The 19,601-nt window shown below is 71.3% G+C and carries 16 protein-coding genes and 1 tRNA gene; 13 read left to right on the forward strand and 4 right to left on the reverse strand.

Features of this window, described 5'->3' with window-relative positions; translation table 11 throughout:
* Positions 1-85 precede the first annotated feature (85 nt).
* Positions 86-2,563 carry an ATP-binding SpoIIE family protein phosphatase gene (locus AC3ET4_RS02655; RefSeq protein ID WP_431945404.1) on the forward strand — a complete coding sequence of 826 codons (2,478 nt, stop codon included), beginning with the start codon at positions 86-88 and terminating at the stop codon, positions 2,561-2,563.
* A gap of 366 nt (positions 2,564-2,929) precedes the next feature.
* Positions 2,930-3,712 (forward strand): GNAT family N-acetyltransferase, encoded by a 783-nt coding sequence (locus AC3ET4_RS02660; protein WP_431945406.1) that lies wholly within the window; start codon positions 2,930-2,932, stop codon positions 3,710-3,712.
* A gap of 130 nt (positions 3,713-3,842) precedes the next feature.
* Here AC3ET4_RS02660 and AC3ET4_RS02665 read toward each other — a convergent pair whose 3' ends face one another.
* Positions 3,843-4,418: a TerD family protein gene (locus AC3ET4_RS02665; protein WP_431945408.1), complete on the reverse strand. Its 576-nt coding sequence runs from the start codon at positions 4,416-4,418 to the stop codon at positions 3,843-3,845.
* A gap of 159 nt (positions 4,419-4,577) precedes the next feature.
* On the opposite strand from AC3ET4_RS02665, the gene AC3ET4_RS02670 reads away from it, so the two are divergent.
* The 4 genes from AC3ET4_RS02670 to AC3ET4_RS02685 all read left to right on the forward strand — a co-directional run bounded on the left by AC3ET4_RS02670 (position 4,578) and on the right by AC3ET4_RS02685 (position 7,946).
* The gene (locus AC3ET4_RS02670) at positions 4,578-5,099 is read left to right on the forward strand and encodes a MarR family winged helix-turn-helix transcriptional regulator (RefSeq protein WP_431945410.1); all 522 of its coding nucleotides are present in this window, start codon (positions 4,578-4,580) and stop codon (positions 5,097-5,099) included.
* 408 nt (positions 5,100-5,507) lie between these two features.
* The gene (locus AC3ET4_RS02675) at positions 5,508-6,572 is read left to right on the forward strand and encodes a peptidoglycan-binding protein (protein WP_431945412.1); all 1,065 of its coding nucleotides are present in this window, start codon (positions 5,508-5,510) and stop codon (positions 6,570-6,572) included.
* A gap of 269 nt (positions 6,573-6,841) precedes the next feature.
* Complete coding sequence (locus AC3ET4_RS02680) at positions 6,842-7,192, forward strand: hypothetical protein (RefSeq protein WP_431945414.1); 351 nt, start codon at positions 6,842-6,844, stop codon at positions 7,190-7,192.
* A gap of 160 nt (positions 7,193-7,352) precedes the next feature.
* Positions 7,353-7,946 (forward strand): L,D-transpeptidase family protein, encoded by a 594-nt coding sequence (locus tag AC3ET4_RS02685; RefSeq protein ID WP_431945416.1) that lies wholly within the window; start codon positions 7,353-7,355, stop codon positions 7,944-7,946.
* A 266-nt stretch (positions 7,947-8,212) separates the two neighbouring features.
* Here AC3ET4_RS02685 and AC3ET4_RS02690 read toward each other — a convergent pair.
* Positions 8,213-8,296, reverse strand: a tRNA-Leu gene (locus AC3ET4_RS02690).
* 363 nt (positions 8,297-8,659) lie between these two features.
* Here AC3ET4_RS02690 and AC3ET4_RS02695 point away from each other — a divergent pair.
* The 7 genes from AC3ET4_RS02695 to AC3ET4_RS02725 all read left to right on the forward strand — a co-directional run bounded on the left by AC3ET4_RS02695 (position 8,660) and on the right by AC3ET4_RS02725 (position 17,473).
* Positions 8,660-9,517 (forward strand): FHA domain-containing protein, encoded by an 858-nt coding sequence (locus AC3ET4_RS02695; RefSeq protein ID WP_431945418.1) that lies wholly within the window; start codon positions 8,660-8,662, stop codon positions 9,515-9,517.
* A 10-nt stretch (positions 9,518-9,527) separates the two neighbouring features.
* On the forward strand, positions 9,528-10,046 hold the full coding sequence (locus tag AC3ET4_RS02700; protein WP_431945420.1) for an FHA domain-containing protein FhaB/FipA: 519 nt from the start codon (positions 9,528-9,530) through the stop codon (positions 10,044-10,046).
* 57 nt (positions 10,047-10,103) lie between these two features.
* Positions 10,104-11,654 carry a PP2C family protein-serine/threonine phosphatase gene (locus tag AC3ET4_RS02705; protein WP_431945507.1) on the forward strand — a complete coding sequence of 517 codons (1,551 nt, stop codon included), beginning with the start codon at positions 10,104-10,106 and terminating at the stop codon, positions 11,652-11,654.
* Positions 11,655-11,683: 29 nt separating this feature from the next.
* Complete coding sequence (locus tag AC3ET4_RS02710) at positions 11,684-13,072, forward strand: FtsW/RodA/SpoVE family cell cycle protein (RefSeq protein ID WP_431945422.1); 1,389 nt, start codon at positions 11,684-11,686, stop codon at positions 13,070-13,072.
* Entirely contained in the window at positions 13,069-14,529 is a 1,461-nt protein-coding gene (locus AC3ET4_RS02715) for a peptidoglycan D,D-transpeptidase FtsI family protein (protein WP_431945424.1), read from the forward strand. Before AC3ET4_RS02710 ends, AC3ET4_RS02715 begins: the two co-directional genes overlap by 4 nt.
* A 152-nt stretch (positions 14,530-14,681) precedes the next feature.
* The gene (gene pknB / locus AC3ET4_RS02720; RefSeq protein ID WP_431945426.1) at positions 14,682-16,682 is read left to right on the forward strand and encodes a Stk1 family PASTA domain-containing Ser/Thr kinase; all 2,001 of its coding nucleotides are present in this window, start codon (positions 14,682-14,684) and stop codon (positions 16,680-16,682) included.
* A 365-nt stretch (positions 16,683-17,047) separates the two neighbouring features.
* Positions 17,048-17,473, forward strand: a complete 426-nt coding sequence (locus AC3ET4_RS02725; protein WP_431945428.1) for a hypothetical protein — start codon at positions 17,048-17,050, stop codon at positions 17,471-17,473.
* Here the strand turns inward: AC3ET4_RS02725 and AC3ET4_RS02730 are convergent.
* Together AC3ET4_RS02730 and AC3ET4_RS02735 are read right to left on the reverse strand one after the other, a co-directional pair.
* Entirely contained in the window at positions 17,361-18,089 is a 729-nt protein-coding gene (locus AC3ET4_RS02730; protein WP_431945430.1) for a class E sortase, read from the reverse strand. The genes AC3ET4_RS02725 and AC3ET4_RS02730 overlap by 113 nt on opposite strands.
* 31 nt (positions 18,090-18,120) lie before the next feature.
* On the reverse strand, positions 18,121-19,599 hold the full coding sequence (locus tag AC3ET4_RS02735; protein ID WP_431945432.1) for a class E sortase: 1,479 nt from the start codon (positions 19,597-19,599) through the stop codon (positions 18,121-18,123).
* Positions 19,600-19,601: the final 2 nt, after the last annotated feature.

Here is a 19,601-nt window from a genome sequence, read left to right on the forward strand (position 1 = left end):
TGGACGGTGACGATCCAACCCTGATGCTCCTTCAGTTCTTCCGCGTCAACCACAGCCGAACCTCAGGTGCCCGACGTTGGACGAGATGACCAGGATTCCCACGACCACGGCCCCGTACGCGGCCACCGGCGTCTCCGCGCTCGTGCGCCTCGCCGTGCTCTGCGTCGGCCCCGACGGCGACGTCTCGTACTGGAACCGCGGTGCCGAGGAGCTCTTCGGCCACCGCTGGGAGGGCGTGTTCGGCCGCCCCGCGGCCGGACTGCTGCCGCACACCGCGGGCCGGCGCCCCGGCGAGCGGGACGCCCTGGAGGTGCTGGCCGGCCTCACCCGGTCCGCCTGGGCCGGCGCGCTGCCCACGGCGGACCGCGACGGCGGTCTCAAGGACGTCCTGTGGTGGGCCTACCGCATCACGGAGCCGGCCGGCCCGAGCCTGCTGGTGATCGCCGCCGACGCCCGTCCGCTGCGCGACAACGGGCCGCGGCTCGCGCTCGGCGACCGCCTGCTGCCCTACTCCGCCGACGGCACCACCGCCCGCGGCGCCGTCAGCGTCGCCCCGCGCCTCGCCCCGGCCGCCGACCCCGCGCACGCCGGGCACCTGGGGGCCCGGCTGGGCTCGGTGCTGCCCCGGGTCAGCCCGGGGCGGCTGGACCGGATCGTCCGCCAGATCGTGTCGCTGGGCTACCCGGCGGTGGAGATCGACGGCTCCTTACTGCTCCCCGTGCTCCCCGAGGAGTACGGCACGACCGTGGGCCCGCCTCCCGCACGCCCCGCCGCCGGCCGCTCCGCCCGGGCCGGCCGGCCTCCCCGGACCGCCCCGCACCCGGAGCTGCTGCCCGGTCCGCGCGCCGACACCACGGCGCCGGAGCCCGCACCCGCCGCCGCTTCCGGTCCCTCGCTCGCCCCGGGCAACCTGCTGGACGAGCAACTGGCCCTGCTGCGGGAGACCGGGGCCAAGGTGGGCACCACCCTCGACCTGGGGGCGACCGCCCGCGAGCTGTGCGCCGTCACCGTGCCGCGCTTCGCCGACTTCGCCGCCGTCCTCGTCGTCGACCAGCTGTTCTCCGACGCCGAGCCGCCGAAGGAGGACCTGTACGGGGACACGGTCGTCGCCCGCCGGGTCGCCGTGGCCCACACCGACACCACCCCCGGCCCGTGGGCGGCCGCCCTGCCGGAGGGCGAGCTGATCCCGCTGCCCGCCGACTCCACCCCGCGGCTGGGCGAGCCGCTGCTCGTACCGGTGATCGACGCCGCGCTCGCCCACGACGTCGCGCTCGACCTGGGCGTGCCGGGGCTCGGACCGCTGCTCCCCGAGCGCTCGCTGATCGTCGTGCCGCTCACCGCGCGCGGCACGGTGCTGGGCCGGATGTGCTTCCTGCGCCACCCCGGCCGCCGTCCCTTCGACGCCAAGGACGCCGCGACCGCCGCCGAGGTCGCCGCCCGGGGTGCCGTGCACCTGGACAACGCCCGGCTGCACCGGCTGGAGTCGCGCGCCGCGGCGACCCTGCAGCGCAGCATGATGCCGACCAGCCCGCCCCGCATCCCCGGTGTGCGGATCGCCCACCACTACATGCCCGGTGACCGCCAGGCCCAGGTCGGCGGCGACTGGTTCGACGCCATCCAGCTGCCCGGCGGGCGCGTGGCGCTGATCGTCGGCGACGTCATGGGCCACGGCCTGCTGTCGGCGGCCGTGATGGGCCAGTTCCGGACGTCCGTGATCACGATGGCCGCCCTGGACCTGCCGCCCGCGCAGCTGCTGCGGCACCTGGACAACCTCGCCCACCGCCTCGGCGCCGAGCACCTGGCGACGTGCGTGTACGCGGTCTACGACCCGATCCACCGCACCCTGACCCTCGCCAACGCCGGCCACATCCCTCCCGTGCTGGCCCGCCACGACGGCCGCAGCGAGCTGCTGCAGATCCCCGAGGGCGCCCCGATCGGGGTCGGCGGCGTCCCCTTCGAGACGGTCGAGGTCCCCGTGCCGGACGGCAGCTGGCTGGTGCTGTGCACCGACGGCCTGGTGGAGGTGCGCGGCCAGGGGATAGACGCCGGTCTGGCGGCGCTGTGCTCCAACGTCATCGAGCCGCAGCAGACCCCCGAGGACGTGTGCGAACAGATCCTCAACCGTGTCCACTCCGACGACCGCCGCGATGACGTGGCGCTGCTGGTCGCCAACTTCCAGGGCATCCCGCCCGAGGACGTCGTGGAGTGGCGGCTGGCGATGGACGGCTCCGAGGTCCGGCGGGCGCGGGCGCTCACCCGCGAGCAGCTGGCGCTGTGGGGCCTCCAGGCGCTCAGCGACCTGGCCGAGCTGCTGGTCAGCGAGCTGGTGACGAACGCGCTGCGGGTCGCCTCGCACGAGGTGTCGCTGCGGCTGATGCGCGTCGGCAAGCTGCTGGTCGAGGTCAGCGACGACGACCACAACCTGCCTCAGCTGCGCCGCGCGGACGCCGATGACGAGAAGGGCCGGGGCCTGGCCCTGGTCAGCAACCTCTCCCGGCGCTGGGGCACCAGCCGCAAGGCGGTCGGCAAGGTCGTCTGGTTCGAGCTGCCGCTGCCCGTCTGACCTCGCCCGGAGACGGTCCCCGCCGGTTTCTTGCCGGTAGTGCGGCCTCGAACCGCACCTTCGCGAAGCAGCCGGTGTGGGTAGGTGCCGGCGACTGCTCCGGAACGCGAGTCAGCGGGGAGCCTGACGGCTCGTGACAGCGGGGCAGGAGTGCCCCTCGACCTCGCCGGCGTCGGACGCCAGTGCGGTTCGAGGCGCCGACATGGCCCGGATGCCGTCACCACATCTCCCAGAGCGTCGCGACCGGCTTGTGAGCGGAGGCCAGTCGTGACGGTGAATCCGGCGTCCGAGCCGCTTCGTCGACGTTGTGATAGTGCACGGCAAGCGGCCCCGGATCTCGTGCTCTCTACATGTAGCCTGCGGCTTATGGCACATTTGATCGACTCCGCTGCTACTGACGCCGCGGTGAACGGGTTCTACCAGGCGACGACCCAGCTCGTGGATCTCGTCCCCGGTATGTACCACCGGCAGAGCGCCACCGGCACGAGGCTGGTGTTCACAGGTCTGCCCATGCCCAGCCTCAACGTGGTCTCCGTAGGAACGGAACCGGATCTGGAGGAGGTGGATGCCTTCGCCAAGGAGCTTTCCACAAAGGATGTCCCGTGGAGCATCCAGCTGCGCGGAGATGCCGATCCCGCACTACTCGAGCTGGCTGCCCGCTACGGCAGGACTTCATCCAGCACGATCCCCCTGCTCGTGTGGGACGCGGACCTGCTGCCGTCGCTTCCCACGTCCCTCCCACACGGCGCTACGGTGCGTGAGGTCCCGGGAAACGAGTACGAGGTCTACGCCTCCGCTCTTGCGAGCGGGTTCGACATGCCGAAGGAAATAGCGGATATCTTCGCCCTGCCTGCTCTGCTGGACGCCCCCGACATGACGGCGTTCATACTGGAGCTCAACGGCGAGGCCGTCGCCACCGGCTTCAACGTCGTGGCTGGTGACCAGGTGGGGCTGTACAACGGTTCGGTCCCGCCGCCGCATCGGCGCAACGGCTACTACCGCGCTCTCGTCGCCGCGAGACTGAGGCACGCGGTGGCCTCCGGAGCCCGCCATGCCTTCACCCAGAACACTCCGATGTCGCGACCGCTCTACGAATCGCTCGGGTTCCGTCATGCTGAGACGTGGACCTACCTCACCGGCGCCGCCTGATCGAGGCCCGCGGTGCGCATCGCCGGCCCGCCCCCGCGAGCCACCCCGCCCGGAAGCACAAAGGGGCCGCGTGGCGTGCGCCACGCGGCCCCCGCGTCGTATCCGCCCGTACACCGGGCGTACGGCTACCTCACAGGTTGACGCCGAAGTCCTGCGCGATGCCGCGCAGGCCCGAGGCGTAGCCCTGGCCGACGGCGCGGAACTTCCACTCGGCGCCGTTGCGGTACAGCTCGCCGAAGACCATCGCCGTCTCCGTCGAGGCGTCCTCGGACAGGTCGTAGCGGGCGAGCTCGTTGTTGTCGGCCTGGTTCATCACGCGGATGAAGGCGTTGCGCACCTGGCCGAACGACTGCTGGCGGCTCTCGGCGTCGTAGATCGACACCGGGAAGACGATCTTCTCGACCTCGGGCGGCACGGTGGCCAGGTTCACCTTGACCTGCTCGTCGTCCCCCTCGCCCTCGCCGGTGAGGTTGTCGCCGGTGTGCTCCACCGCCCCCTCCGGGCTCTTCAGGTTGTTGAAGAACACGAAGTGCTTGTCCGAGACGACCTTGTTGTCGGCGTTGACCAGCAGCGCGCTCGCGTCGAGGTCGAAGTCGGTGCCGGTGGTCGTACGGACGTCCCAGCCCAGACCGACGGTGACCGCGGTCAGTCCCGGGGCCTCCTTCGTCAGCGAGACATTGCCGCCCTTGGAGAGGCTGACACCCATGGGATCTCCCTGCTCATTCCGGCGCGGGCCGCGCCCCTTGACGATTCCTTTGCCCAATCGTCCAACGCCTGCCCCGGCCCGCGGGTTCCCGGCGCCGCGTCCGTTCACCTGAGTGCCGTACAGGACCGCACGGCGGCCGCGGGGCGGTAGAAAGGACCCATGGCCACCGGCTCGCGCGCTCCTTCCGACAGTTCCTGCGGCACCGACGACCCCGTGAGCACCGCCGAGGAGATGGTGGCCGCCCTGCTGACCGCGTCCCGGCTCCTCGTCGCGGTCTCCGCCCGCTCGCTGGCGGCGGTGGAGGAGGCACTGACCCTTCCCCAACTGCGCATGCTGGTCGCCCTCGAGGCCCACGGGCCGCTGAACCTCTCGCAGCTCGCCGCGGAACTCGGCGTCCAGCCCTCCACCGCGCTGCGCATGCTGGACCGCCTCGTGACGATCGGCATGGTCGCGCGCGACGCCTCCCCCAGCGACCGCCGCACAACGGTCATCTCGCTGACGGCGGCCGGGCGGCGCACCGTGAACGACGTCATGGAGCGCCGCCGGTCCGAGATCGCCCGCATCGTCGCCGCCATGCCCGCGGGGCAGCGCCGCCACCTCATCCAGGCACTCCAGGCCTTCGCCGAGGCCGGCGGCGAACCCCCGGTGGGCGGCTACGACGCCCGGCACGTCGGCTGGTGACACCGCCTCCGATGCGCGGGCGCGGGGGAACGGGGCGCCGCAACAGGGTCGGGGCGAGGCCGGGCGGGGCCGTTCCCGCCCTCCCACGGGTGAGTGGGCCACATCTGCCCCTGCCGTCCACGCACTCGTCCGGGTGACTGCGGCTCGGCGCCGCCGGCGGTCCGTTCGCTCCCGCCGCGGGTGACCGCGGCTCAGCCGCAAGGCCGGGGGATCGCCAGAGCCTGGTGTGAGGCCGCAGACGGTCCGAAGGCGGCGGTACCGGACCCCCGGAGACATCGCTACGCTCTCCGCCCCCGGGGCCGACGCATCGATGCTGCCCTCATGCACGCACCTGACCTGCTGCTATGTCGCCATGCACGCGATGTGGAAGGCCCCATTTTCCGCACGACGACGGGGAGAGAAACCTCTATGGCGCAGGAGCGGTGCGACCAGAACCAGCAGAACGCGGGTGTGCGGCTGGCCAGGCTGCTGCGCCGCTGGTGGGAGGAGGCGGGGAGCCCGAACGGCGGCACCCGGCCGACGCAGCAGGCACTGGCCGCACGGCTGGGGGTCGACCAGACGACGCTCTCGCGCTACCTGAACCCCAAACACCTGTCGACCGCTCCCTTGCGGGTGGTGGAGGCCCTGCACGCCCAGTTGAGCGCCCCGGCGGCGGAACTCGAACAGGCTCGGACGCTGTGCCGGACCGCGCTGCGGGAGAACGCCCGCCCACGGGGCGCTGACAACGGCGAGGAGCACACCGCACCGACCGACGACGCGGGCGGATCGGACGCGGCCCCCGGAGTCGACGACCTCGTCCCGGGGACGCACGAGGCCGCCGGGCGGGGCGCCGTCGGCCTGCGCCGTGCCCGGTGGTTGCGGCCGGTCCTGGTCGCAGCGGCCGTGGTCGTGACGTTCAGCGCCGGAGCGGTCTTCCACGAACGGCTCTCGGGCCGGGGCACCGCGGCCACGGCCGACGGGGCGGCCGCGGCCGGCTCCGTGAACAAGGCCCGGTACCGGTGGCCCCTGCTGTACCTGCGCGAGGGCGATCAGTTCACCCGAGCCCGCGCGCTGCAGTACCTGCTGAACGCGCACGGCTACGAAGTGCGCCCGGACGGCTTCTTCAGGGAGGACACCCGCGACGCCGTCATGGACTTCCAGAGACGCGAGGAACTGCCGGCCGACGGCAAGGTCGGCGATCTCACCTGGCCGGCACTGGTCAAAGGGCAGGTCGGCCCCGGTTCCGACGCCTCCGCGGTGCGGGCCGCGCAGGAACTCCTGAACAACGTGGGGCAGGGCGGCACCCCCGTGACGGGGCGGTTCACCGCGGCGACCGCCGCGGACGTGAGCTACTTCCAGCGCACGCACGGCTTGCCGGGCACCGGTCGGGTCGACGAGAGCACCTGGCTGGTGCTGCTGGTGAAGCAGCGCCGACCCGTCGACACACCCGCGTACCAGCAGATCCCGAGCCCGCCGCCCCCGGCTTCCGGGTGACCAGCACAGCCTTCCCGCTCCCCGCATGGCGTCCCGCTGGCGCGCCTCCTCTGCGCGCCGGCACATAACAGCAGCTCAGAGGCCCGGCATACAGGGTGCATCGATGTGCCTCGGCAAGCGACCGGAATCGCGTCCGCCCACCCTGTCGTGGCGGCGATGCTGGTTCCGCGGCCGGCACTCCCGGACGTCTCCGCCCCGGCGCCGGGGCGGAGACGTCCCCGTCTCCTCCGGTCCGCTTCCTGTCAGCACGCTGCCCGAAGGGGGCACTCATGTCCGCTATCCACAAGATCATCACGTCCGTCGCCTCGGCCGCCGTCCTCGCCAGTGGCCTGGCCGTCGCCACCGCCGGCCCGGCGAGCGCGGCCACCTGCCCGTCCGAAGCGGCTCCGTTGATCGACGGCGCCACGGCCGAGTGGAAGCTGCGCTGCTCCGGCAACAACGTCACGGTGCAGGGCTGGCTCCAGGACACGCGTACGGACGGCAAGTGCGCCGTGGTCCGCATCAACGCCGGCAACGGCGACTACAAGACAAAGTCCGCATGCTCCTCCGGGGTCCGCGAGCAGTTCTCCTTCACCTTCGCCGGCACCCGGTCCGCCCAGGTCCGCCTGGCCGTCGCCTGACCGCGGGCCGGGGCGGGCGGCAGCGCCCGTCCGCCCCGGCCCGCGGACGCGCTCGCACCCAGCCACGGCGGTGGGGGCGCCCGCGAGCACAACGGACACCGCATCTCCGCGGCCGGAGCCCCCAGGCGCCGTGGAGCCGCACGCGAGAACGAGGGAAGACATGAACAGCAACGGACGTCACCTGCGCGCCGCCCTGATCGCCGGAGCCGCGGCGGCCGCCCTGACCCTGAACCTGGCACCGGCACTCGCCGCGCAGGAGCACGGCACGGCGCCATCGGCGGCCACGGCAGTCACAGCGACCACGGCGACCGCCCTGGTCTACGACAAGAACCAGAAGAACCCCGCCGACTCCCGTCTCTCCGTGTACCAGGGCACGCGGCTCATGGCCCGCTACCGGGCCGGATCGGGCACCGGCAGCAAGGACGACTGCGCGCTCACGAGGGGCTGGATCCCCAACGGCAACTGGAGGATCAAGCTCAAGTCCCGGGCCTACAACGGCAGGCTCATCAAGGGCTACGCCGTCTACCTCGAGGACATGCGGTGCTCCAAGGGCACCGCGAAGCGCACGGAGATGTTCATCCACTCCGAGATGAACCGCGACGGCAGCCCGGGCGGCAGAGAGAACCGCCGTTGGGACGGTGTCGGCGACTACGCGTCCTGGGGCTGCGTGAAGCTGCGGCCGGCCGACATCAAGGAGATGTTCCGGCTCCTCGATCGCATCGGCTGGCCGACCCATCTGCGCGTCGTGTCCTGAGACGGCGAGGCCCCGGGGCCCGCCGCACATGTGATCCGCCTCACCAAGGAACGGCGTTCCCGCGCGAGAGCCCCCTCCCCGGTCGGGAACGGCCGGGGAGGGGGCTCCAGCACGCGAAGTGCCGCCCGGTCGCCGGGGCTCGGCCGGCCCGCCTCCTGACCGGCGCGGCACATCGTCCCGGGACGTCGACCCGGGACATCGACCCAGGACATGGAAAAGGGCCCCCGGTCGTGATTCTTGTCACGACCGGAGGCCCTTCTCCGCTGTGCGCGAGGGGGGAGTTGAACCCCCACGCCCTTTCGGGCACTGGAACCTGAATCCAGCGCGTCTGCCTATTCCGCCACCCGCGCATGGGTGCTGTCTTCTGTGGTCCGCCACACCCTGGGGTTCTCCCCGTCCGGTGCGTCATCCCCTTCCGACATCGAGAACACTAGCACGCTGCTCAGGGTGGAATCACATCCGTTTCCCGGCACCCCCGAGCGAGGGCAACCGTCCTCTGTTGCGGGACACTGGCAGGGGCCGCCTCTACCATCCCTGTGAAGAGCGGCCCCGGACCGTGGCACTGTTGACACCGGTCCAGTGGGACCAACCGGGGAACCAGCGGTTTTCCCGGCGCGTGGATACGATCAGTAAGCAGTACCGGAAGGATCGGACCGGAAGATCACGGCAGACCGCCGTGCGCGACCGCAGGACCTCGAGGAGGGAGGTGCACCGTGGGAGTACTCAAGAAGTTCGAGCAGCGTCTCGAGGGCTTCGTGAACGGCACCTTCGCCAAGGTGTTCAAGTCCGAGGTCCAGCCCGTGGAGATCGCGGGCGCACTGCAGCGTGAGTGCGACAACAACGCGACGATCTGGAACCGGGACCGCACCGTGGTCCCCAACGACTTCATCGTCGAACTCAGCACCTCCGACTACGAGCGCCTGAGCCCGTACGCGCTCCAGCTCGGCGAGGAGCTCGCCGGCATGGTGCGGGACTACGCCAAGCAGCAGCGCTACACCTTCATGGGCACCATCAAGGTGCACCTGGAGAAGGCGGACGACCTCGACACGGGCCTGTACCGGGTGCGCAGCCGCACCCTCGCCTCCAGCGAGTCGCAGCAGCCGCAGCAGCAGTACCAACAGCCGTACCAGCAGCAGCCCCCCGCCGGCCGCGGCGGCTACGGCTACCCGCCGCAGGCCCCGCAGCGCCCCGCGAGCCCGCCGCCGATGCCGGCCGGTCCGCCGCCGGGCGCCGCGCCCGTCACCCGGCTCCCGGGAGGCGGCCCCACGGTCGCCGGCGGCGCCGGCACGCATGTGCGCCGCTGGATCGAGATCAACGGCACGCGCCACCAGATCTCCCGTCCGACCCTGGTGCTCGGCCGCAGCACCGAGGCCGACGTCCGGGTCGACGACCCCGGTGTGTCCCGCCGCCACTGCGAGATCAGGGCGGGCTCGCCCTCGACGATCGTCGACCTCGGGTCGACGAACGGCATCGTGGTGGACGGACAGCACACCCAACGCGCTACGCTCCGCGACGGTTCACGGATCGTCGTGGGCAGTACCACCATCGTGTACCGGCAAGCCGAAGGGTGAAGCGGGGGCAATGTCAGAGCTGACCCTGACGGTCATGCGGTTGGGTTTCCTCGCCGTACTGTGGCTGTTCGTCATCGTGGCCGTGCAGGTCATCCGCAGCGACCTGTTCGGGACGCGGGTGACCCAGCGCACGGCCGGGCGCCGCGAGGCCCAGACGCGTCCCCCGCAGCAGCGCCAGCAGGCGCCGGCCGGGCAGGGCCGTCAGCAGCAGAACAACAGCCGGGCCCGGCGCGGAGCCCCCACCAAACTGGTGGTCTCCGAGGGCTCGCTCGCGGGAACCACGGTGGCGCTCCAGGGCCAGACGATCACCTTGGGCCGGGCGCACGACTCCACGATCGTGCTCGACGACGACTACGCGTCCAGCCGCCATGCCAGGATCTACCCGGACCGCGACGGCAACTGGATCGTCGAGGACCTGGGATCCACCAACGGCACGTACCTGGACCGGAACCGGCTCACGACGCCGACCCCGATCCCGCTCGGTGCGCCGATCCGCATCGGCAAGACCGTCATCGAGTTGCGGAAGTAGTCGCACAATGGGCGAGCACAGCCAGCGAGCGCGAGCGAGAGGGTGGGCAGCGTGCGGATGTACCCGGAGCCGACGGGCGAGGTGCGCATGACTCTGTCGCTGCGCTTCGCCGCCGGCTCGCACAAGGGAATGATCCGGGAGGGCAACGAGGACTCCGGCTACGCCGGTCCGCGACTGCTCGCCATCGCCGACGGCATGGGCGGCCAGGCCGCCGGTGAGGTCGCCTCGTCCGAGGTGATCTCCACCCTCGTCCCCCTCGACGACGACATCCCCGGCTCGGACATCCTCACCTCCCTCGCCACCGCCGTGCAGCGCGCCAACGACCAGCTGCGCGTCATGGTCGAGGAGGACCCGCAGCTGGAGGGCATGGGCACCACGCTCACCGCCCTGCTCTGGACCGGCCAGCGGCTCGGTCTGGTGCACGTCGGCGACTCCCGGGCGTACCTGCTCCGCGACGGTGTGCTGACCCAGATCACCCAGGACCACACCTGGGTGCAGCGGCTCGTCGACGAGGGCCGGATCACCGAGGAGGAGGCCGGCACGCACCCGCAGCGTTCGCTGCTGATGCGCGCCCTGGACGGCCGCGGCCAGGTCGAGCCCGACCTGTCGGTCCGCGAGGTCCGGGCCGGCGACCGCTACCTGATCTGCTCCGACGGCCTGTCCGGCGTCGTCAGCCACCAGACCCTCGAGGACACCCTCGCCGGGTACCAGGCACCCGCCCAGACCGTGCAGGAACTGATCCAGCTCGCCCTGCGCGGCGGCGGCCCCGACAACATCACCTGCATCGTCGCCGACGTCCTGGACATCGACGCCGGCGACACCCTGGCCGCGCAGCTGCACGACACGCCCGTCGTCGTGGGCGCCGTCGCCGACAGCCGGCACCACTTGCCGCTGTCCGACCCGCGGCACCTGCAGACCCCGGCCGGCCGGGCCTCCGAGCTCGGCCGCAACCCCTCTGCCGAGGGCTCATTCGGCCCGCCGGGCAGCGGTGACCCGCAGGCGGGGGCGCCCGCGGGCGACTTCGACGCGTTCGAGGACGCGCAGCCGGACAAGCCCGGCAAGAGCGGCCGCTGGCTCAAGCGCTCTCTGCTCCTGCTGGTCGTCCTCGGGGTCGTCGGCGGCGGCGTGTACGGCGCGTACCGCTGGACGCAGACGCAGTACTACGTGGGCGTCAAGGGCGACCACGCGGCGATCTACCAGGGCATCGAGCAGAAACTGGCCTGGATCGACCTGTCGAAGGTCCACGAGGACCGCCCCGGTATCGAACTCAAGTACCTGCCGCAGAACCAGCGCAAGTACGTGACGGCGACGATCGCCACCAGCGGCCTCAGCGACGCGCGCAGGACCGCGGACGAGCTCGAGCACCAGGCCGAGGTCTGCCAGACCAAGGAAGCCATCGCCAAGTCCGCCGCCGCGGCCGCGGACAAGGCCAAGAAGGACGAGCAGCAGGGCGCCGACACCGCCGTCGGCAAGACCGCGGGCAGCCCGTCCCCGGACGCGTCCGAGTCCGCCAAGCCCGACACGAGCCCCTCCACCAGCCCGTCGACCGGTCCCACCCTCTCCGACGAGGACCAGGCGCTGGCCGAACAGTGCCCGACCGGCAGCTAAGCAGTGAGCAGGAGGGCCTTCAGTCCAGCATGAGCGTTGTCACCAACACCACGACCATCACGTCGGTCGGCGCACCGAGCCGCCGCAACACGGAGCTCGCGCTCCTCGCCTTCGCCGTAGCGATCCCGGTCTTCGCGTACGCGAACGTCGGGCTGGCGAAGAACGGCTCGCTGCCCGCCGGGATGCTCGCCTACGGCCTCGGCCTCGGCGCCATCGCGCTGGTGGCCCACCTGGTCGTCCGCAAGTTCGCGCGGTACGCGGACCCGCTGATGCTGCCGATCGCCACCCTGCTGAACGGCATGGGCCTGGTGTTCATCTGGCGCCTCGATCAGGAACCCACACTCCCCGGCGGTTCCTCGGCGCCGACCCAGCTCGTGTGGTCGACGCTGGGTGTCGCGCTTTTCCTCGGCGTGCTGGTCTTCCTCAAGGACCACCGCATCCTGCAGCGCTACACCTATATCTCGATGGTCGTGGCGCTGGTCCTGCTGATCCTCCCGGTGTTCTTCCCACCGGTCTACGGCGCCCGGATCTGGATCACCATCGCCGGCATGTCCATCCAGCCCGGCGAGTTCGTGAAGATCATCATCGCGGTCTTCTTCGCGGGCTACCTCATGGTCAAGCGGGACGCGCTCGCGCTCGCCAGCCGCCGCTTCATGGGGATGTACCTGCCCCGCGGCCGTGACCTCGGTCCGATTCTGGTGATCTGGGCCCTCAGCATCCTGATCCTGGTCTTCGAGACCGACCTGGGCACCTCGCTGCTCTTCTTCGGCCTCTTCGTGATCATGCTCTACGTCGCCACCGAACGCACCAGCTGGATCGTCTTCGGCCTGCTGCTGTCGGTCGGCGGCGCCGTGGTGGTGGGCAGCTTCGAACCCCACGTCCACAGCCGCGTCGAGGACTGGCTCGACCCCTTCCGCACGGTCGTCGAGACCGGCCAGGCCAACCAGCCCGCCCAGGCCATGTGGGCCTTCGGCTCCGGCGGCATCTTCGGCTCCGGACTCGGCCAGGGCTACTCCCGGCTCATCGGCTTCGCGGCCAAGAGCGACTACATCTTCGCCACCGTGGGCGAGGAGTTGGGCCTCGCCGGACTGATGGCCGTCCTCCTGCTCTACGCACTCCTCGTGGAGCGCGGCGTGCGCACCGCGCTGGCCGCCCGCGACCCCTTCGGCAAGCTGCTGGCCATCGGCCTGTCCGGAGCCTTCGCGCTGCAGGTGTTCGTCGTGGCCGGCGGTGTGACCGGCCTCATCCCGCTCACCGGTATGACCATGCCGTTCCTCGCCCAGGGTGGCTCCTCCGTGATCGCCAACTGGGCCCTGGTCGCCATCCTGCTGAGAATCAGCGACACCGCGCGCCGCCCGGCGCCGGCCCCCGCCCCGTCCCCCGATGCCGAGCCGACCCAGGTGGTGCGCGCCCAGTGAACAAGCCCCTGCGCCGTGTCGCCATCTTCTGCGGACTCCTCGTGCTCGCCCTGCTGGTCAGGGTGAACTACATCCAGTTCGTCCAGGCCGACGAGCTCAAGAACGACCCGCACAACCGCCGCGTCGCGATCAACCAGTACGCCACCCCGCGCGGCGACATCATCGTCGACGGCAAGGCGATCACCGGCCACGCCGAGACCAACGGCAGCGACTTCAAGTACAAGGCCACCTTCAAGGACGGCCCGCTGTGGGCGCCGGTCACCGGCTACGCGTCCCAGGCCTTCGGCTCGAACCAGCTCGAGAACATCTACGACTCCATCCTCACCGGCGACGACGACCGGCTCTTCTTCAAGCGCACCGTCGACATCCTCTCCGGCAAGCAGAAGCAGGGCGGCGACGTCGTCACGACGCTCAACGGCGCGGCGCAGCGCGCCGCCTTCAAGGGCCTGGGCAACAAGAAGGGCGCGGTCGCCGCGATCGACCCGCGGACCGGCGCCATCCTGGCGCTGGCCAGCACGCCCTCGTACGACCCCTCCTCCTTCGCGGGCAACTCCCAGAAGGACAGCAAGGCCTGGAACGCCCTGCAGAAGGAGAACGACCCCGACGAGCCGATGCTCAACCGGGCGCTGCGCCAGACCTACCCGCCGGGCTCGACCTTCAAGGTCGTCACGGCCGCCGCGGCGCTGGAGGACGGGCTGTACAACAGCATCGACGAGAAGACCGACTCGCCGGTGCCCTACATGCTGCCCTTCACCACCACGCCGCTGGAGAACGAGGGGAACATCCCCTGCAAGAACGCCACCTTGCGCGTGGCGCTCCAGTACTCCTGCAACACGGTCTTCGGCAAGATCGGCGCGGACCTCGGCCGCGACAAGATGGTCGCGGAGGCCGAGAAGTTCGGCTTCAACCAGGAGATCTTCACCCCGGTCCGCGCCGCGGCGAGCAACATCTCCAAGACCATGGACAAGCCGCAGACGGCCCTGTCGTCCATCGGCCAGTTCGAGACCGCCGCGACCCCGCTGCAGATGGCGATGGTGGCCTCGGCGATCGCCAACGACGGCAAGCTGATGCAGCCGTACATGGTCGACCAGTTGCGCGCCCCCAACAACGCCGTGGTCGAGCAGACCAAGCCGAAGGAGTTCTCGCAGCCGCTCAGCGCCGAGAACGCCAAGAAGCTGCAGGAGATGATGGAGACCGTCGTCAACGACGGCACGGGCAAGAACGCCCGCATCCCCGGCGTCACCGTCGGCGGCAAGACCGGTACGGCCCAGCACGGTGTCGACAACAGCGAGAAGCCCTACGCCTGGTTCATCTCCTACGCGAAGACCGACCAGGGCTCCCCGGTCGCGGTCGCCGTCGTCGTCGAGGACGCGAGCGCCAACCGCGGCGACATCTCCGGTGGCGGCTTCGCCGCCCCGATCGCCAAGAGCGTCATGGAGGCCGTGCTGCACCAGTGACGCCGGTCACGCCGTATCCCACGAATGTGCGCGAAATCGCACGTTGCGATACCGGTCGTATATCGGCTACCGGCCAGGGCCGGGATCGGCACGCGGCGGCGGGTACGGTATGCCCGAGCAGCCACACGGACGGTTTAGGAAGGGCAAGCGCTATGGAAGAGCCGCGTCGCCTCGGCGGCCGGTACGAGCTGGGCTCGGTGCTCGGCCGCGGTGGCATGGCCGAGGTGTACATCGCCCATGACACCCGGCTCGGCCGCACCGTCGCCGTGAAGACGCTCCGGGTGGACCTCGCCCGCGATCCGTCCTTCCAGGCCCGGTTCCGCCGTGAGGCCCAGTCGGCCGCCTCGCTGAACCACCCGTCGATCGTCGCGGTGTACGACACCGGCGAGGACTACGTCGACGGGGTCTCCATCCCGTACATCGTCATGGAGTACGTGGACGGGTCCACGCTGCGCGAGCTGCTCCACTCCGGCCGCAAGCTGCTGCCCGAGCGGGCCCTGGAGATGACCACCGGCATCCTCCAGGCCCTGGAGTACAGCCACCGCGCCGGCATCGTGCACCGCGACATCAAGCCCGCGAACGTGATGCTGACCCGGAACGGCCAGGTCAAGGTCATGGACTTCGGCATCGCCCGCGCCATGGGCGACTCCGGCATGACGATGACGCAGACCGCGGCCGTGATCGGCACCGCCCAGTACCTCTCCCCGGAGCAGGCCAAGGGCGAGACCGTCGACGCGCGCTCCGACCTGTACTCCACCGGCTGCCTGCTCTACGAGCTGCTCACCGTGCGGCCCCCCTTCGTCGGCGACTCGCCGGTCGCGGTCGCGTACCAGCACGTGCGCGAGGAACCGCAGCCGCCGAGCGTCTACGACCCCGAGGTCTCGCCCGCGATGGACGCCATCGTGCTCAAGGCGCTGACCAAGGACCCGAACTACCGCTACCAGTCCGCGGACGAGATGCGTGCCGACATCGAGGCCTGCCTCGACGGCCAGCCCGTGGCCGCCACGGTCGCCCTGGGCTCCGTCGGCTACAACGGCGGCGGTTACGGCGGCTACGGCAACGACGCGCCCACCACCGCCCTGCCGCCCCAGCAGGACCCCGGCACCTCGATGCTGCCACCGATGCGCGAGGACGACGGCGGCTTCGGCTACGACCAGCCCCAGGGCGGCGGCCGGCGCAAGCCCAAGAAGAACAACACCTCCACGATCCTGCTGGTCGTCGCGGCCGTCCTGGTCCTGATCGGCGCGATCTTCATGGGCAAGGCGCTGTTCTCCCCGAAGGACACCGGTGACGGCACCATCTCCGTCCCGCAGTTCGTGGGCGACACGAAGTCCGAGGCCGAGGAGCGGGCGACGAACGGCGGGGTCACCATCGCGTTCGGCGACTCGATCTTCTGCGCCGACCAGCCCAAGGACCACGTCTGCAAGCAGTCGGCCGAGGTCAACACCAACATCCCTAAGGACCAGACCGTCACCCTGCAGCTCTCCAAGGGCACCGAGAAGGTCGAGGTGCCCGATGTCACCGGCGACGACTTCGACGAGGCCGAGAGCGAGCTGAAGGACGCGGGCTTCGAGGTCGACAAGCAGTCCCAGACCTCCAACGAGCAGGAGGGCACCGTCCTCAAGCAGGACCCCGAGGGCGGCGCGAAGCGGGCCAAGGGCACGACGATCACCCTCACGGTGGCCGTGGCGCCCGAAGAGGTCACGATCAAGGACGTCAGCAACAAGTCCAAGGACGAGGCCACTGAGATCCTCAAGGCGGACGGTCTGAGCGTGACCACCACCGAGGAGGAGAGCGCCGACCACATGGCGGGCACGGTCATCAGGACCGACCCGACGGCCGGCAGCACGGTCAAGGCGGGCCAGACGGTCACCCTGGTCATCGCGAAGCCGCCGTCCACCAACGCGATCCCCCCGCTGAAGGGCAAGACGGTCGCGGACGTCAACGGCATCGCGCAGGAGTTCGGCGTGCAGCTGCAGTTCGCGCCCAACTCGTCGCAGGCCCCGAACGCCGTCGTCCAGATGCAGAACCCGGTGGAGGGCACCCAGATGAAGCCGGGCGACACGCTCACGATCTTCGCCACGGACCCGAACACGGGTCCCGGAGGCCCCGGAGGCCCCGGGGGCTTCGTCAACGGCGGCAACGGCGGCTGACGCAGCCGCTCACCACGCCTGACGACGCGGGGAGGCGGTCACCACGGTGACCGCCTCCCCGCGGCTTTCTGCCTGGCGGGCCAGGCCTGGCCGAAGCCCTCGCGCGGCACCCGTCGGCGGTGGCCTCCGGCCTCGGGGGACATCGGTACAACCGCTGGCGCCTCGCGTCGCGTCGGCGTGGGGACATGCCACCACCGGCGATGGCGACGGCACCGGCCTGACCGCGCCGGAACGGTCCGCCGAAGCGATCCGGCTGACCCGGATGCTGCACCGCCTGGTGCCCGACGACACCGAGACAGCGGGCCTCCTCGCTGCTGCTCACCGACGCGCGCAGCCCCGCGCGCACCGGCCCCGCCGGCGGACTGGTGCCGCCGGCGGAACAGAACCGCGCCCGATGGGACCGCCGTGCCATCGCCGAGGGGGCGACCTGTTCACGGGGCCGCGGCGGCCTCCCACCGCGACGCCTCCCACCGCCCGCCGCACCACCTGCGCCCCCGAGCGCCGCCGTCTCAGCGCCCGTACCCATCGCCTGGCGTCGCGCGTGTGACGCGCCGTGGCGCACCACCGAGCTGGAGCCCGCACAGCGTGCCGCGCAAGGGCGGAGGGGGCCGCGGACCCGGTGTCCGCGACCCCCTCCGTGTGCTTCCCGCCGGTCCGCCCGGACGGGCCGGCCCCGCGTCAGCGCAGCTCCGCCGGGGGCGTCCGCCGGGCGTCCACCTTCTGGGTGCGGACGAGTTCCGCCCACACGATGTAGCGGTCGCGCGAGGTGTACACCGGGGTGCAGGTGGTGAGCGTGAGGTAGCGGCCGGCCTTCTTCTTGCCGCTCTCCTCGGGGATCTGGTCGATGACGTCGACGTTGTACTTCGAGGTCTCGGGAAGGATCTCGTAGACCTTGTAGACGTACCAGGTGTCGCGGTCCTCGAAGACGACCGGGTCACCGTTCTTGATCTTGTGGATGTTGTGGAACTTCGCGCCGTGGCCGTCGCGGTGGGCGGCGAGGCTGAAGTTGCCCTTCTTGTCCCAGGGCATGGCCGCCTCGACGGGCTCGGTGTAGTAGCCGGCGACGCCCTCGTTGAGCACCTTCGAGGAGGTGCCCTTCTTCACCAGGACCTCGAAGTCCTTGCCCATGGCGGGGACGTGGAGGAAGCCGATGCCGCCCTTGGTGTCGAGCTTGCCCGGGCCGGGGTCGACGGCCCACTGGCGCCGCACGGCGTCGCTGTCGCGTTCGGCGGCGCGGTCGGCCAGGACGTTGGTCCACCACAGGGAGTAGGCGACGAAGAGTCCCAGGATCACGCCCGCGGTGATGAGGAGTTCACCGATGACGCTGATGGTGGCGGCGAGCCAGGAGAGGGAGCGCCGCCTCGGCACGGCCTCCTGGGCGCGGTCATGCTGGGTGGTCGTCACCACTTGCCCCGATCTGTGTGCGTCCGTTCCCGGCCTACCCGACCAGGGCGTCCGGCTTGCCCTTGCTGCGCGGCCGTTCCTCGACCATCTTGCCCCAGACGATCAACCGGTACGTGCTGGTGAACTCCGGTGTGCACGTGGTCAGTGTGATGTAGCGGCCCGGCTTGGTGAAGCCCGATCCGACGGGGACCGGCTTGATCACCGAGATGTTGGAGGGCGGGGTGGAGGGCAGCATGCTCGTGATCTCGTACGTGTAGAACGTGCTCTCCGTCTCGACCACGACCTTGTCCCCCGCCACCAGCTTGTTGACGTAGCGGAACGGCTCGCCGTGGGTGTTGCGGTGGGCGGCGAGCGCGAAGTTGCCCTTCTTGTCCCACGGCATGGCTGTCTCCAGCGCACCCGAGTAGTGGCCGATCATGCCCTTGTCGAGCACCTTGTGCTTGTCGACGCCCTCGGCGATGGGCGCCTTCACGTCCAGCTTGGGGATGTACATGATCGCGAAGCCCTGCCCGGGCGTGAAGGCGCCGGGATCACGGTTCGGGTCCTTCTCCACGTCCCACTGCTTCTGCAGGGTGCTGGCGGCGCCGCCGGCCTGCTGGTGGGCGAGGACGTTGGTCCACCACAGCTGGTAGGTGACGAAGAGCAGCATCAGCACGCCCATGGTGATGAACAGCTCGCCCGCCACCCGGCTGGCGATCACCGCGGGGCTCTCCTTGGCCGCGCGTGCGGCGCGTCGGGCCTCCACACGGGACCTGGGCGCGGCCGGGGACGCCGGGGTCGCGGCCAGGGGGCCCGTCGCCGCCTCTGTGGCGTCCGGGGACGGCACTTGGGCACCGGAACGCCGCCGTCCCCTGCCGCCGCGCCGTGCGGCCTCCTGGGCGGCTCTGCGCCGGGCGGCTCGGCCGCCGACCCCGGGCGTCGGGGCGTCGGGGGCGGGCGGTGGCGCCCCCCGGGCCGGGTCCACGTCCTCCTCCCCGTCCCCACCCAGGTCCGGGGCCAGGTCACGGTCACGGTCCTGATCCCGTCCGGGCTCCGGCACGGTCACCGCGGGCATCGCCACCGTGTCGCCGGGGGCTCCCGCGACCCGGCGGCGCACGGCGGCTCGCTCCTCCTCGCTGAGGTGCCGCCGGACGGCCCCGGCCGGCGCGGAGTACGGCTGCTCGGCGGCTCCTCCGTGCCAGGGACCCGGCTCGGGCGGCTCCCCGGGAGCCGGTACGGGCATCGGCCCCGGCGCGGTCGGCGCGGGTTCGGCCTCCGGCACCGGGCGGGGGGGCCACGGGCCGGTCGGCGGCTGCCCGTAGCCCGACCGCACGGCCCCCTGGAAACCCTCCTCGTAGGCCGGCCGCCCAGGGACCTCGCCCTGGGGCGCGACCGGCGCAGAGGTCAGCGGCGCGGTGGAGGGCTGTGCGGCGGGTTCCGCGGCCCGGGGCAGCGGATCGTTGAGCGGGTCGGCCAACTGCTCCACCGCGGCGGCGAATTCGGCGGTGTCACCGAAGTGCCGATGCGCGGTCACGC

This window comes from Actinacidiphila sp. bgisy167, assembly GCF_057707665.1.

Bases quoted from the DNA above. Each gene is read 5' to 3' on its own strand.
- AC3ET4_RS02655 (WP_431945404.1), top strand. From the start codon at position 86: ATGACCAGGATTCCCACGACCACGGCCCCGTACGCGGCCACCGGCGTC.
- AC3ET4_RS02660 (WP_431945406.1), top strand. From the start codon at position 2,930: ATGGCACATTTGATCGACTCCGCTGCTACTGACGCCGCGGTGAACGGG.
- AC3ET4_RS02665 (WP_431945408.1), bottom strand. From the start codon at position 4,418: ATGGGTGTCAGCCTCTCCAAGGGCGGCAATGTCTCGCTGACGAAGGAG.
- AC3ET4_RS02670 (WP_431945410.1), top strand. From the start codon at position 4,578: ATGGCCACCGGCTCGCGCGCTCCTTCCGACAGTTCCTGCGGCACCGAC.
- AC3ET4_RS02675 (WP_431945412.1), top strand. From the start codon at position 5,508: ATGGCGCAGGAGCGGTGCGACCAGAACCAGCAGAACGCGGGTGTGCGG.
- AC3ET4_RS02680 (WP_431945414.1), top strand. From the start codon at position 6,842: ATGTCCGCTATCCACAAGATCATCACGTCCGTCGCCTCGGCCGCCGTC.
- AC3ET4_RS02685 (WP_431945416.1), top strand. From the start codon at position 7,353: ATGAACAGCAACGGACGTCACCTGCGCGCCGCCCTGATCGCCGGAGCC.
- AC3ET4_RS02700 (WP_431945420.1), top strand. From the start codon at position 9,528: ATGTCAGAGCTGACCCTGACGGTCATGCGGTTGGGTTTCCTCGCCGTA.
- AC3ET4_RS02705 (WP_431945507.1), top strand. From the start codon at position 10,104: ATGTACCCGGAGCCGACGGGCGAGGTGCGCATGACTCTGTCGCTGCGC.
- AC3ET4_RS02710 (WP_431945422.1), top strand. From the start codon at position 11,684: ATGAGCGTTGTCACCAACACCACGACCATCACGTCGGTCGGCGCACCG.
- pknB (WP_431945426.1), top strand. From the start codon at position 14,682: ATGGAAGAGCCGCGTCGCCTCGGCGGCCGGTACGAGCTGGGCTCGGTG.